The 13,163-nt window shown below is 47.1% G+C and carries 14 protein-coding genes; 4 read left to right on the forward strand and 10 right to left on the reverse strand.

Translation table 11 applies throughout. The features are described from left to right. Positions 1 to 61: 61 nt before the first annotated feature. Both ACFW2W_RS20785 and ACFW2W_RS20790 read right to left on the reverse strand, forming a co-directional pair. Positions 62 to 1,108 (reverse strand): XcyI family restriction endonuclease, encoded by a 1,047-nt coding sequence (locus tag ACFW2W_RS20785; protein WP_378182591.1) that lies wholly within the window; start codon positions 1,106 to 1,108, stop codon positions 62 to 64. Continuing rightward, positions 1,105 to 2,619 (reverse strand): site-specific DNA-methyltransferase, encoded by a 1,515-nt coding sequence (locus tag ACFW2W_RS20790; protein WP_378182594.1) that lies wholly within the window; start codon positions 2,617 to 2,619, stop codon positions 1,105 to 1,107. The genes ACFW2W_RS20785 and ACFW2W_RS20790 overlap by 4 nt, the downstream gene beginning before the upstream one ends. Before the next feature lie 152 nt (positions 2,620 to 2,771). Between ACFW2W_RS20790 and ACFW2W_RS20795 the strand changes: the two genes are divergently transcribed. After that, positions 2,772 to 3,014: a hypothetical protein gene (locus ACFW2W_RS20795; protein WP_378182597.1), complete on the forward strand. Its 243-nt coding sequence runs from the start codon at positions 2,772 to 2,774 to the stop codon at positions 3,012 to 3,014. 33 nt (positions 3,015 to 3,047) lie between these two features. Here the strand turns inward: ACFW2W_RS20795 and ACFW2W_RS20800 are convergent, their stop codons facing one another. Next, positions 3,048 to 4,559: an FAD-dependent oxidoreductase gene (locus ACFW2W_RS20800; RefSeq protein ID WP_378182600.1), complete on the reverse strand. Its 1,512-nt coding sequence runs from the start codon at positions 4,557 to 4,559 to the stop codon at positions 3,048 to 3,050. Between the two features lie 172 nt (positions 4,560 to 4,731). Next, positions 4,732 to 5,244 carry a DUF1499 domain-containing protein gene (locus ACFW2W_RS20805; protein ID WP_378182603.1) on the reverse strand — a complete coding sequence of 171 codons (513 nt, stop codon included), beginning with the start codon at positions 5,242 to 5,244 and terminating at the stop codon, positions 4,732 to 4,734. On the opposite strand from ACFW2W_RS20805, the gene ACFW2W_RS20810 reads away from it, so the two are divergent. Next, positions 5,243 to 5,713, forward strand: a complete 471-nt coding sequence (locus ACFW2W_RS20810) for a tetratricopeptide repeat protein (protein ID WP_378182606.1) — start codon at positions 5,243 to 5,245, stop codon at positions 5,711 to 5,713. The genes ACFW2W_RS20805 and ACFW2W_RS20810 overlap by 2 nt on opposite strands. Before the next feature lie 263 nt (positions 5,714 to 5,976). Here ACFW2W_RS20810 and aroQ read toward each other — a convergent pair whose 3' ends face one another. From aroQ to glyA, 5 genes are all read right to left on the reverse strand, one after another. Then, positions 5,977 to 6,435 (reverse strand): type II 3-dehydroquinate dehydratase, encoded by a 459-nt coding sequence (gene aroQ, locus ACFW2W_RS20815; RefSeq protein WP_378182609.1) that lies wholly within the window; start codon positions 6,433 to 6,435, stop codon positions 5,977 to 5,979. A gap of 23 nt (positions 6,436 to 6,458) precedes the next feature. Then, on the reverse strand, positions 6,459 to 6,602 hold the full coding sequence (locus ACFW2W_RS20820) for a hypothetical protein (RefSeq protein WP_378182612.1): 144 nt from the start codon (positions 6,600 to 6,602) through the stop codon (positions 6,459 to 6,461). Positions 6,603 to 6,769: 167 nt separating this feature from the next. Further along, positions 6,770 to 8,041 carry a competence/damage-inducible protein A gene (locus ACFW2W_RS20825; RefSeq protein ID WP_378182615.1) on the reverse strand — a complete coding sequence of 424 codons (1,272 nt, stop codon included), beginning with the start codon at positions 8,039 to 8,041 and terminating at the stop codon, positions 6,770 to 6,772. A 36-nt stretch (positions 8,042 to 8,077) separates the two neighbouring features. After that, positions 8,078 to 9,136, reverse strand: a complete 1,059-nt coding sequence (locus ACFW2W_RS20830; RefSeq protein ID WP_378182618.1) for a glycosyltransferase family 4 protein — start codon at positions 9,134 to 9,136, stop codon at positions 8,078 to 8,080. A 203-nt stretch (positions 9,137 to 9,339) separates the two neighbouring features. After that, positions 9,340 to 10,623, reverse strand: a complete 1,284-nt coding sequence (gene glyA, locus ACFW2W_RS20835) for a serine hydroxymethyltransferase (RefSeq protein ID WP_378182621.1) — start codon at positions 10,621 to 10,623, stop codon at positions 9,340 to 9,342. Positions 10,624 to 11,230: 607 nt separating this feature from the next. Here glyA and ACFW2W_RS20840 point away from each other — a divergent pair. Together ACFW2W_RS20840 and ACFW2W_RS20845 are read left to right on the forward strand one after the other, a co-directional pair. After that, the gene (locus tag ACFW2W_RS20840; RefSeq protein WP_378182624.1) at positions 11,231 to 11,428 is read left to right on the forward strand and encodes a hypothetical protein; all 198 of its coding nucleotides are present in this window, start codon (positions 11,231 to 11,233) and stop codon (positions 11,426 to 11,428) included. A 217-nt stretch (positions 11,429 to 11,645) separates the two neighbouring features. Continuing rightward, on the forward strand, positions 11,646 to 12,119 hold the full coding sequence (locus ACFW2W_RS20845) for a Tic20 family protein (RefSeq protein ID WP_378182627.1): 474 nt from the start codon (positions 11,646 to 11,648) through the stop codon (positions 12,117 to 12,119). A 28-nt stretch (positions 12,120 to 12,147) separates the two neighbouring features. Here the strand turns inward: ACFW2W_RS20845 and ACFW2W_RS20850 are convergent, their stop codons facing one another. After that, a complete protein-coding gene (locus ACFW2W_RS20850) occupies positions 12,148 to 12,939 on the reverse strand; it encodes a fumarylacetoacetate hydrolase family protein (RefSeq protein WP_378182630.1) in 792 nt (263 codons plus the stop codon). Positions 12,940 to 13,163 lie beyond the last annotated feature (224 nt).

Genomic DNA, 13,163 nt, shown 5'->3' on the forward strand with positions numbered 1-13,163 from the left:
AAGCTTGCACCTCTACCATTGATACAGTTGCAGGTTTAATTCCTTGCTTACGTCCCCTTGCTTACGTCCTCAGAATAGAAAAGACTTCTTGCACAAACTGCTTGTATTTTGTTGAGTCTTCGCTCACAATTTCCGTCAAGTTAAAATAGGTAGAGATTGTTGAATCATTCTGAATACGAGTATGCACCTCAGAGGTAATACAGCTAGCAACGAGAATAGTTTTAACTTGACTATTCCTGCGAAAAGCTTCCTCAAAAGATTTTTTTGCCGCACCATAACGCTCAAGTGCGCCAGCGGGGTCAGCACCTCCTTTAACCTCAATTACACCAACTGTTGTACCCTGATTACCCAGCAGTGAAATATCAGGCTCACTGGAAAAGAGCATTGAGGTTTGATTAACTAACATCACACCCCGATAGCGCTCAATATTTCCTAACTGTTCCTCAAGCTTCTCAGGATTGTATAATTCAATTGCCGTACCCACTCGTGGGAGCAGAGCCGCAAGAAAGTTGCGCGCTTTAGCCTCTTTCACGAGAAGACGTTGAACAACTTTTTCTGCTTCTTCCCCAATAGCATTACGCCAGGAGCCGTCAATTTGCGTCCCCGTTGATGCTAGCAATATTCCATATAATTCATCTTCTGTAATACTTTCTATAGAACTGTCAATGATGAGCGAGATGTGTTCATTAAAAAGCTGGGCAAGTCTCTTGGCTTGGTCTTCCTTTAGAGAATAATGATTTTCTTCATTAATTTCAATCTTCTTAACATCTATACCTACTAAATACTTAACCGCTTTCTGGGAAAGCGCAGCAATATTACGATAGTAGCCTATTAGTATAGAGTGTTCGCGAATTAACCTGGGGTGGCAAAATACTTGAATGAGCTGTAAGTTATCATGCCCGTTGATGTAGGCAAAAGCATCCTTGCCAATGCCCCAATCAGCCCAACCTTGCCAACTGTATAGATGCTTTGCGGGTAATATTTCATCAATTTTATTGCGGAAAGATAGCGTCTTGTATTCCTTTAGTTTGCGATAAAAAAACGTTGATCGTAGTCGATAGTTTATACGGTTTGATTCAGCTAAGAGTGAGGCTTCATCTGATGTCATGGAATCGCTTCTTTTTCCCAAATATATACACATTTCCGAAGCTCAGACCGACCTCTATCTCTCATTTGCTGACTACTATTGCCCTTGCCACGATCCAATGTCCAAATGTATCGAGTTGTCAACCCGAAAGACTCTGCCATATCAGATAAAATAAGGTCTACAGGTATCTCCTCACCAACATACTGAACGTTGTCATTTACTATTGCCACTATGCCCCCCGGCTTAAGGCTTCGAGCTAATTCATAAGTGACAAAGCACATTTCGTAAAAGTAATTATACACCATTCTGGCAATGTTGACGTTATTTAATTTTCCTTCTTTTTTAGCAGTTTTCAAAATTGTCAAAACTTCTTGTAACGCTGTCTGTTGTTGGAAAGTGGAATCGATTTTCAAAAAATCCTGAGCGCGTCCTATACTTGTGTAATACTGCTCTAGTTGAGTGCGTTTATCTCGATTCTCTACAGTGCATGAAAGCATTGCCTGACGTAGCTGCTTTACTTTCTCTTCAGTGCATCCCAGAAAGACTAGCTCAAGTGCATACGTGCGAGTGTAATCATATCGGTTCAAATAGGGCGGCGAAGTTATTACAAAATCAATAGTGCTTTCTTGCAGAGTGGGAAGAATTTCGAGGCAAGAGTTTTGGTAAAGTATAGGCTCCGGATTTTCAACATGACCAGGCTTTACGGTTGCCAATCCAGATAATAGACTATCACCAAATAAATCTAGTTGGATTGAGCAGACATCTAAATCTGATGTTATCTGCTTAAGTTTTTGGTAAATTGCATCAGAAAAAGTTAATATTTCTCCTTTATTAAAGGTTTTCTTTCCCTGAGAACGACCAGAACGGCCATCCCAACGCAAATATTGTCCATCTTTCCTGGTATAGCTAATATCCTCAAGTATACAAAAAGCAGCATATAGAAGTAAAGTGCGAATATCGTCATTCGTGACCAACTTGTGACAATAGGAAATATAACCAACCAGTTGTTTTTCTTCTAATGAAGGAAATGCCCCACGAGTAATCGCAATATGATGAATTTGGTAGCAGGGGTTATAGTAATCTGCAAAGTTGATTTTTATTGTTTCAGTAACTACAAAATTAAACTCTTTAATATTGATTTTATTAGCTAAAATTCGAGATTGTATTGCATAAATGCCGACAGGCAAAAGTTCAATCCCTATATTTTGCCACCCCAAGGAACTTGCAGCAAATAAAGCTGCACCACATCCCGCAAATGGATCGAGCAAAATACCCGGTTGTCGCTTGAAGTTTTGCAGGAGATAGGTAACTAATCGTTCTGAAAATCCTTCTTTATATTTAAACCAGCTATAAAATGGAGTTTCCTTATTGGCCTGAAAACTAACCAGCCTTCTGTTCAAACAAGGATTAGGAATGATTTTTGTCTTGAATTTTTCATAGAGAGCCGTTCTTGCTACTGAAGAATGAAGGGCTTGTGCAGAGTTAGTAATAGTGGAATTATTAACCCTATTCCCCTGTATCATCTGTTTCATCACTTATCAAGGCTCTCGCAAGGCGGAATGATAATTGTAATATTGTAGGGCAAAAGCTGCGTATCTCTGGTGAAAAGCGATCGCATTCCCAGCAAAACGCGATCGCGCCCCAAACAGCCTATACTACCTAATAGTATGACTCTGCGTAGGATATGGCTAAAATCTCTATCTCATTGCCAGAGAAATTGCTGACTTACCTTGACCAAAAAGTTGAAAATCGCAGTGCTTTAATTGAATCTCTCTTGCAACAATGGCGACAGCAGCAAGAAGATGCAGCATTGGCTCAGGCTTGTTCCCTGGTAGATGAACTTGAATTAGGTTGGGAGTACGAATGGCAGAAAGCAGCGATTACAGATCGGGAAGCATCTGGATTCAAGCCTTCGATCCATCCGTAGACATTAATCTAAGCACAGCACAATATAACATAGCTAAGGTAGCCAAATATCCGGTAAGAATGTTTTGCCGAAACCGCGTAGTGTTTGGTTAATTGACCGACCAATTTGAATATGCGCCTCATCTGCTTCAACAGGTAGAATCAAAGCTTTACTCCCACGTCCAAAGCGTGAAATCACCAAATTTGCAGTCTCCAAACCTGTCACATAAGCCTTTTCTTGCGACCAGGAACCGTGACGGGTAACAATCCAATCACCGCTCATAAAGACATTCTTGATAGTCGTCTCTCCTGGCAACATATACTGATAGCTACCAGGGAAAAAGTGAGTCACCGCACGCGGTAGGCGGATTACACTACTGTCGATTACTTTCGCATCCCGAAAAGCTGGGATACAAGTTGCTAAATCTTGTTGTACAAGCGGCACAATTTCCTCATTACTTAAAGGAAGAAACTGATTCGCGTGATAAAAATCTGCCTCAATAACTGTCCCTGGTTCATTGCGGTACTCATCATGCAAGGCATTTAAATTGAAAAACGTCCATCCAGTTGTTGCATTAAAACCAAAACAGGCATTAGAAGGACGAGGAATATTAATTTTGCGGTCAAACCACAGGCGAGTTGCTAACACATCAACCGCGCCCAAGTTGTGAATGTCCCGAAATTCCTTACGGTTTTGTAAGCTAGGGCTACCTGACACAATCTTCTTCATGCCGCTAATACCAACGGCAAAAATAACCGCATCTGCCTCAAACACTTCATCTCCACAGACAACCGCTGTCGCTTGATTATTGCTATCAACAATTACGTCACTGACTCGTCGGTTGGCGAGTAATTTTCCCCCAGCTTGTTCAATTCGTTCCACCCAAGGACGAAATATCATTTCTCCGACCGTTCCCCGGCACCAGACGACATCAAAATCCGGTTGGTGAGCCAAAATGAAGTAATAAAGCATACCCAGCGCGGCGGCGGCTGAACACTGCTCTCCTGGTGCAAACAAGCCCACCAACAGCATTGGCTCAAAGGAATCGCGGTAAAGTCGCGCCGAAACCCCAAAATCTTTGAAGAGTTCTCGTGCCGTTACAGAGTCATAGCGTCGCCAAGCTTCGTCGCTATTGTCAAAATCAATAACTGCGTAGAGTAGAGGTAAAGCTGAGAGGCGATCGCTTAATGGCAACCGCTTAAATTGCGTGTAGAGAAAAGTCCCCAGCGGGGTGGGAAGTCGCGGTAAGTCTTGGAAAATGGGCGATTCTACTTCTAAACCAGCTGGAGAATACTGGGAGGAACGAGTCCAAGGCGTGAACGGATTCAGCCCTAATTCTTTTACCAGGGAGAAGATATTTCGGTAAGGATACCAGAAACCATGAATACCCGCTTCTACAGAGCGCCCCGCTGCTGTCTTCCAGCCTGCCACCAAGCCACCCGGATAGGAACCAGCTTCTAGAAGAGTTACGTCGTAGCCTTGACGCGCTAAGTGGTAGGTAGCCCCCAACCCTGCCCAACCAGCACCAACGACTACTATTTTTGGGGTTTGTGTTTCTGTTGGCATCGCGCACATCTCCATTCTTTGTTCAGGATGAAAAGAACCCCACCCCCAAGCCCCTCCCCGCAAGCAAGGAGGGGGCTAAGAGAAGCTTTATCTCGTTACCAGACTCAGCCTGGTAACGAGATAACGATTCTTGCTTTTCTCTAGGGGCGAACCGATTGAGGAGGGTTTTACTCTACACCGAGCTTCTCAGTTCGTTGAGTTTGGCTCTAATGGTTTCGATTCTGTTACGGTTCACCCCCAAATCCGACTGTCCCAAGCGGGAGGCTGAACGAACCTGGATGACTTTTGCGCCTTCATCCAGATAAAATTCCACATCATCGACAAACCCCATAAGCGCACTGGTGAATTCCGCGTAGAGGTAATTTTCAGTTTCGGTGATAATTCTGGTTTTCGGGAGGGACTCGATAACTGTCTTGAGGTTAGCGATCGCTTCCGCTGGAGAAGAGTTGTACGTCAAAGGCTCAATTTTATTCTGGGCATCTTGGCTTTGGCTGCTGACACAGTTGGGCGTACTAGGACAGGGCGCTAGTTGACCTGACTGGACACCGAGATTAGTGGGTGGTTTTCCGGCAAACACGATCGTTCCTCCTGACAAAGCGGTAGTTGCCCCTATCCAACAGATAGCTGCTAAACATAAGGATAGAGAGATTAGAAGCCAACGCGACCGACTGGAAGTGATATTCATGAATGAATTCTCTATTAATTCGTTACTAGAAGACCTAAAAAATCCTGATGAAAACGTCCGCTATGAGGCTACAGCAGAGCTATGGCGCGTCTGGTTTCATCAAAAGGGAGCGGTGGGGTTTGAACTGCTTGGGCGATCGCAGACAATGCTGGAGGCAGGAGAGCTTGCCAAAGCTGAGGAGTTACTGACTGACCTGATCGAGACTCAACCAAATTTCGCGGAAGCCTGGAATAGACGAGCCGTTCTTTACTATATTCTTAGGGAGTACAAAAAGGCGCTCCAAGACTGTCAAATGGCTGTTAAGCTCATCCCGTTCCACTTTGGGGCGCTGCATGGGATGGGGTTGTGCCATGCCGCACTGGGAGAATACAGCGCTGCCATTCAAGCTTTTCGACAAGCGCTGGAAATTCAGCCTTACGCCCTAGAAAATCAAAGATTGATTCTTGAATGTACAGCACAGTTGAGCTGAGGAATTTTCAGCAACAAGCAACAGCACTTGTCACTCAAAAAACCCATACAATAAGAACTTTGGCAGCAAATGGCTACCTGACGGGGAGTAAATCAACTCCAAAAAAAATCGGTCGCCTTTGCTGAGACGACCGAGCCAAGATGCTATGCGTTCAATGAAGCTCGTTTTCAGGCGATCGCTTGTTGCACCGGGAAGCAGCACCGAATCTCTTCTATGACTGGGTCATCAGTCCCCCAAACAGGGACAAGAACTTGCCACGAATTTTATTCACCGCCACTCTTTTGTCTCAAATGGTGAACTAGAGCGTGTAACCCCAAGCGGTAACTCTCTGCACCAAAGCCACTGATTTGCCCAATTGCAACGGGTGCGATATAAGAATGATGTCGGAAAGCTTCTCGTCGGTAAATGTTACTCAGATGCACTTCTACAGTCGGAAGGTTAACAGCCGCGATCGCATCCCGTATCGCTACGCTGGTATGAGTATATGCCCCAGCGTTCATTAAAATTCCTTGGTGCTGCCCAAAGGCATTCTGAATCGCATCCACTAAGACGCCTTCATGATTTGACTGTAAAGTAAATACCTTACAGTCGAGCGTTTGCCCTTCTTGTTCTAACAGGCGATTAATCTCATCCAACGTCACAGATCCATAAATCCCTGGTTCTCGGAGTCCCAATAGATTCAGGTTTGGTCCGTGCAGCACCAAAATAGTAACTGTGCCCAAGGTTTCAGCAGCAACTCAATAGACTAACTACGACGGCGCGACGATCTCTCATTCACTGGAATTGGAATCGGTTCGGGTTCCGGCTCAGCTTCCGGTCCCAGGAGCGTTTCGATGAGCTTGCGTGCCCATTCTTTGAGCTTTTCCAACACATTTTCTATATAGTCCATTGAATTGAAAACTCCTGCAATACAACCAGGATGAGTACTTAACAACAGGGCAAACGTGAGAGTTTATGAATCCTATTGTAGTTAAGATTTATTCTAACCCTAGCACATTGGGAAAGAGGTGAGTAGTCTCACTATGGATGTGTGTGCCTATGCAGCGTCTATCCGTCTTAAGATAGATCCGTAGTTAACTTTCTGGTTAATAATTTTCGCCGCAGTTGGTCAAGGGCAATACAGGCGCTGGCGTACCGAATAGAGTCTCGCTCTCGATTTTGACCCAGATGCTGCCTAAAACTTTCTACCGTGTCATCCGGCCCCGCTAGACCAATATAAACTAATCCCACCGGCTTGGTTTCCGTACCGCCTCCCGGTCCAGCGATGCCTGTGATACTGAGTCCCCAGGTGGTCGAGAGGCGCGTCTTTACGCCCACAGCCATTTGCTTGGCTACCGTGTCACTCACCGCTCCCATTTGGGCTAAGTCTTCTGGATTGACGCCCAAAAGGGAAATTTTCACCGAGTTGTCATAAGAAATGACGCCGCCCAAAAAATAATTGGAACTCCCGGCGACACTGGTTAGCATCTGCCCCAATCCGCCACCCGTACAGGATTCTGCTACCGAAAGCGTTTCACCGGCTTCTTGCAACCAAAAGCCGACAACAGAAGCTAGCGTGTCAGTGTCGGTGCCATAGTAATCCAGCCCTCCTATCTGTCGTAGTTGTTGCGCCACTGGCTCAATCAGTCCTAGCGCTTCCGGTTCTGACACCGCTTTTGCTGAGACTCGCAGCCTCACCTCTCCCTGAAGGGCATAAGGAGCAACTGTGGGGTTGGGTAGGTCGAGAAAGGGCGCGACTTTTTCAGCCAGAGCCGATTCGGCAATTCCCCAAAATTTTAACATCCGGCTGTAGATGATTTCTTTGCCCCAGCCTTGACTCTTGAGATAGGGGATGGCAGTTTCTTGCCACATCCGCTTCATTTCTGAAGGGACGCCGGGAAAGGTGAGAATCGTCAGACCCGTGCGGGGTTGCCAGATGATACCGGGGGCTGTACCGCCTGGATTGGGTAAAATTGAGGCGTCCTTGGGAATTAGCGCTTGTTTTCGATTGCTGGGGGTCATTTGACGCTCGCGCATGGCGTATTTGCGAGTAATGTCTGCGACGATTTCCGGTTGTTCTACCAAGGGAACGCCAAAAAAATCAGCGATCGCTTCCACTGTCAAGTCATCGGGAGTGGGACCCAGACCGCCGGTAAAGATCAGTAGATGGGATCTGCCGCTGGCAATTTCCAACACCTGCTTGAGACGCCCAGGATTATCTCCCACCACCGTTTGATAGTAGTGGGGGATTCCCAGAAAGGCTAGTTGCTGCGCCAAAAATTGGGCGTTGCTATTGAGAATATCGCCGAGTAGCAGTTCCGTACCAACACAAATAATTTCAGCACTCATGCAAAAGTTTTTTATTTTTTAATTTTGTATTTCTCCTCATTCCTCACTCCTCATCCGCGAATTTCGCCAAACTTGCCAGCTGGTATACCCCAGTAATAACGTTGCACCCATCGCATAAGCCACTCCGCTTGGTATTTTAGCCAACGCTAGCGCTAAACTTCCCACCCAGAGAGTCAAAGCGTAGATAAATAAAACTATCAAACGTTGCGGCAGACCCGCTTGCAGCAGCCGATGATGCAGATGGAATTTATCGCCAATAAAAGGCGAATTGCCGCGCCACAGCCGTTGCACAATCACCGCTGACATATCCACAATTGGCACAGCCAGAATCAGGTAAGGCAGCAGCACCGCAGTGACAGCAGTGCTTTTTACTAAGCCAATCACCCCGACACCGGCAAGGGTAAAGCCCATGAAATAGGCTCCGCCATCCCCCATAAAAATCTGAGCGGGGTTGAAATTATATCGAAGAAATCCCAATGCGCCACCGGCAAGCGCTGCGGCAATCAGTGCTGCCGCCGGTTGGTTCATAAACAAACTTACAATCAGCATCACCACGGCAGCGATACCAGAAACACCAGCAGCTAGACCGTCTAGACCATCAATCCAATTGATGGCATTAGTCATACCTACTAGCCAAATGACGGTAATGGGCCAGCTAATTGTGTCTGGCAATGTTACCAATCCAGCGAAGGGAACTGTGAGGAAGTCAATTTGGACGCCGAGGTGCCAAGCCCAGCTGGCAATGATGATTTGCATAAACAGCCGCAAGAAAGGCGACAAACTAAACAAATCATCGGCTAAGCCAACCAGGAAAAAGCCAAGACCACCCACGGTAACGCCCCAAACTTCTAAGGATTTATCTGCGCTTAAAGCGCCAAATCCCCCGGTTCCCCAAACAATCAGTAGGGCAATAATGGTGCCTGCAAAGATAGAGACACCTCCCACCCGCACGATAGGATGCTTATGGACTTTGCGTTCGCTGGGTAAATCAACCAGTCCCTTTTGGAGGCCAATTTTGTTCACAACGGGTGTTGCCCAGAGGACAACACAGGCAGATACGAGAAAGGCAACCAGGTGATACAGCTGGGGGGGCATCTGAAATTAAGTAGGGTACTAGACATCAGAAGGCAGAAATCAAAAAAAAGCTGTTAGCTGATTGCTAATCGCTATTGATCTTTCATCCTTCAAAACCATCGTCAGGCAGAGTCTACTACATTTCAGACGGGAAGAGGCACGTTTGGTGATGGGGAATTGGCAGTGGGGAATGGGTAGTAGGGGCATGGTCGCCCCTACTATTTCTATGCCAAGGCTGGTACGGGAATTGTCAGGTGGGGGTACAGGGGGAAGCGATCGCACAATGCTGCCACTCGCCGCCGACATTCCGCCGCCACTGCTTCATCTTCTGGATTCAGCAGCCGTTCGGCAATAATATCCCCAATTTCTGTAAATTCAGTAGTGGACATCCCGCGCGTCGTCATGGCTGGCGAACCCAGCCGCAAGCCGCTGGTTACAAACGGCGACTCTGGATCGAAGGGTACGGTATTTTTATTAGCGGTAATGTTCACTCCGCTCACTAGCTGATCGGCTCGCTTGCCAGTCATGCTGATAGAGCGCAAGTCTACCAGCATCAAGTGATTGTCAGTCCCGTCAGAAACAATCTTGAAGCCGCGTTTTTGCAGCTGGGTTGCCAAGGCACGAGCATTTTCAATCACTTGCGCCGAATAAGTTTTAAATGCGGGTTGCAATGCTTCCCCAAATGCCACCGCCTTACCGGCAATGACGTGTTCTAAGGGACCCCCTTGAGTACCGGGGAACACGGCTTTATCTAGTTGCTTGCCGAGTTCCGGGTCGCTGGTCATAATTAAGCCACCTCTGGGACCGCGCAGGGTCTTGTGGGTGGTGGTGGTGACGACGTGGCAGTGGGGGAGAGGATTGGGGTGATGACCTGTGACAACTAAACCCGCAATATGGGCGATATCGGCTAATAGATAAGCGCCGACTTCATCAGCGATCGCCCGGAATTTCTCAAAGTCAATAATGCGCGAATAAGCTGAATAGCCGCAAATCAGTAACTTAGGACGGTGTTGTAGCGCCAAATCCCGAATTTGATCGTAGTCTAGCTGCTCGGTTTCCTGACTGACTCCATAGTGACAAACCTTAAACCACTTCCCCGACACATTTACCGGCGAACCGTGAGTTAAATGCCCCCCGTGGGACAAATCCATCCCCATAATCGTGTCTCCCGGCTGCAACAGCGTCAGGAAAACGGCAAAATTTGCCTGTGCCCCCGAATGCGGTTGCACATTCGCGTGAGCCGCCCCAAATAGCTGTTTGGCACGGTCAATCGCCAATTGCTCAATTTTGTCGATAAAGTCACAGCCGCCGTAATAGCGTTTCCCCGGCAACCCTTCGGCATACTTATTCGTTAATACCGAGCCTTGTGCTGCCAGCACCGCTGGGGAGGTGAAGTTTTCACTAGCAATTAGCTCCAAGTGGGCGCGTTGGCGCTGGAGTTCTTCTTGGACAAAGCTGGCAACGGCGGAATCGGTTTCGGCTAGAAAGTCTAAGTTTGTTTTACTCACAAAGTGAACCCCTAGAAATAGTGTCAGTCTTCCTTTCAAACTTTGATTCGGGTGCGCTTTCGGTCAACGCCATGTCCGCGATACTAGCTCATGCCAGTATTTTCTGGAGTCTTCAATCTTAACGCTGTTGGAGTCGTGTCTATCCCAACTTTTCTGCTAACACTTGAAGCTGACAACTTTTGGCAACCTTTAATTCAAACTACCTAACCTGGCGCGGTATGCAACTTTCTGTATTTCTCTCGCCCATTGATGGAGGGCTAGGGGGAGCTAACAAAATTTGCTTGACATTTGATCCCCAACCCCCGATAAATTGGGGCTTAGAAAAAGTTGCACATGACGTTAATCTTACCCACTTGGCAACCGATGCAATTACAAACTGCAAGACTTTAGAGGGATTAGACGCCCATACTGTTCAGATCCCAAACTTAGGTGCCAAATTTATTTCCTTCCCGCCTTTCTTCTAGCACCCGCAAAGCGCTGCTCCGCTAACAATCCTCAGTCCTACTTTTAGCAGAGGACATTAAGCTGTATGTTAATTTACCATATCTCGCCGAAAACCTAACCTAGAATGGATGAGGGCGGATTAAAGCTCTCGCGGAGGTATTAAATGTTAGTCATTCTTACGGATGAGCAGATACTCTCCCCCAAGCAAGTTTGTCAGACCTGTTTACTTGCCGATCAAAGCGGTCAACCGCGCTGGCGTCATGGGCGACTCCGCTGCGCTCAAGCGATTCACAAGCTTACCGAAAATCAACCCGATCAATACGAGTGTCTAATGGGCTTCCGTATTGCCAAGATTGAGTAATCTCGTTTTGCTCAAGTTTCAAGTTTGCTGAGGGGCTATCTGCGATTTGCCGATCAATAGCGATCGCTACTTTCTCTAACGGACAAGGCTACGCTACAGGCTCTATGCATCTGGTGGGACACGCCTGACCCAGGGGTGTCCTGGTTGACATAACATCTGCGTTATCCTGAACTTAGTAATAACTTGCGATAAATACATTATTTCAGGAGAACGCACGATGACTTGGCGTGGTTCAGCGACAACGAAAGACCGGATTTTCGCTTGCCTTCCTTATTTGCTCCCTTTGCTTTCTGTGCTTCCTTTTGGGGCGTATCTGTTTAGACAATTTCCTGTCTTGGCACTAATTTTATTGCCGCTACAACCGTTGCTAGCAATTTACACTATACCGTTTGCAAGTTTAATAATTTTCTTTGTCTTGTTCTTAGGCGTAGTTAGAAACGAAAAGATTAGCCATTTTATTCGTTTCAACACGATGCAGGCACTCCTAATAGACATTGCTCTATTTTTGTGTACTATGGTATTGAGCATTTTGACTCCAGCGCTAGGAACTGGCTTGGTAGGACAAACGCTATTTAATGTTGTTTTTCTGGGCACGCTTGCTGCCTGCGCCTATTCAGTTGTGCAGTCAGTGCTAGGACGTTACGCAGAAATTCCTGGGATTTCGGAGGCAGTTTACAGCCAAGTCCCCTAGTTTCTTTCTTGCCGCAGGCAGGGCTGGGTTAGGGCGCTGCTGGGGTGGGGCGTGCCACAATTGTGTTTTCCATGTGACCGATGCCTTCAATTTCGATGCGAACGCGATCGCCCACCTGCATAGGACCAATGCCTTGGGGCGTTCCAGTCAGCACCACGTCTCCCGGCAACAGCGTCATCACCTGAGAGATGTAAGACACCAGAAAATCGGGCGCAAACACCATCTGATTAATCAGTGCTGACTGCACTGGCTGGGGATCGTCGTTGAGAAAAGTTTGCAAGCGGGCAGCAGGACTCAACTCGCGGACAATCCACGGTCCCAAAGGACAAAAAGTATCAAATCCCTTTGCCCGCGTCCATTGCAGATCCCGCTTTTGCAAATCGCGGGCGGTGACATCATTGGCAATGGTGTAACCCCAAATTTTAGTTTGTGCCTCCTCTGGCGTGCAGGAATGAGCGCGATCGCCAATGATTAAAGCCAATTCGCCCTCGTAGTCTACTCGCTGCGACTGCGGGGGGTAGTGAATTTCTGTTCCCGCTGCGGTGACAGAAGTGGGCGGCTTGAGAAATAGTAGCGGTTCTTTTGGCACATCCGTCCCCATTTCAGCGGCGTGGCTGGCATAATTTTTGCCCACCGCGATAATTTTAGACGGGGCACAAGGAGCCAGAATCTGATAAGTATCTGGTTCTAACTGCAAATCCGTAGGTTGCCCGTGTAACCAGGGAGGCGCATCAAGCACCTGAACACCTCGGCTTAGTTGCAGTAAACCGTAGTAAGTCTGCCCTTTTGCGGTTCGGACTCGGACGTAGCGCTGCGCCATAATGTTGACTGGTGTTTGATTATGCTGATGTGTGGTCTGGACGGTGATGTGAATTTACCCTGGTAACTTTGTACAATTGATGGACTGGTAGTAAGATTTTAATTCCTTGCTTCTTCATCTTTAGACGCTATAGGCTAGCGATTTGAGATTTTCAAGGGGCGACTTCCATGAACCTATCCCAAACTTCCTAGCCCCAGTGCTAGAAGAAGCCGTCTTGTCCATAA

This window comes from Coleofasciculus sp. H7-2, assembly GCF_042747725.1.
Taxonomy (GTDB): domain Bacteria; phylum Cyanobacteriota; class Cyanobacteriia; order Cyanobacteriales; family FACHB-T130; genus FACHB-T130.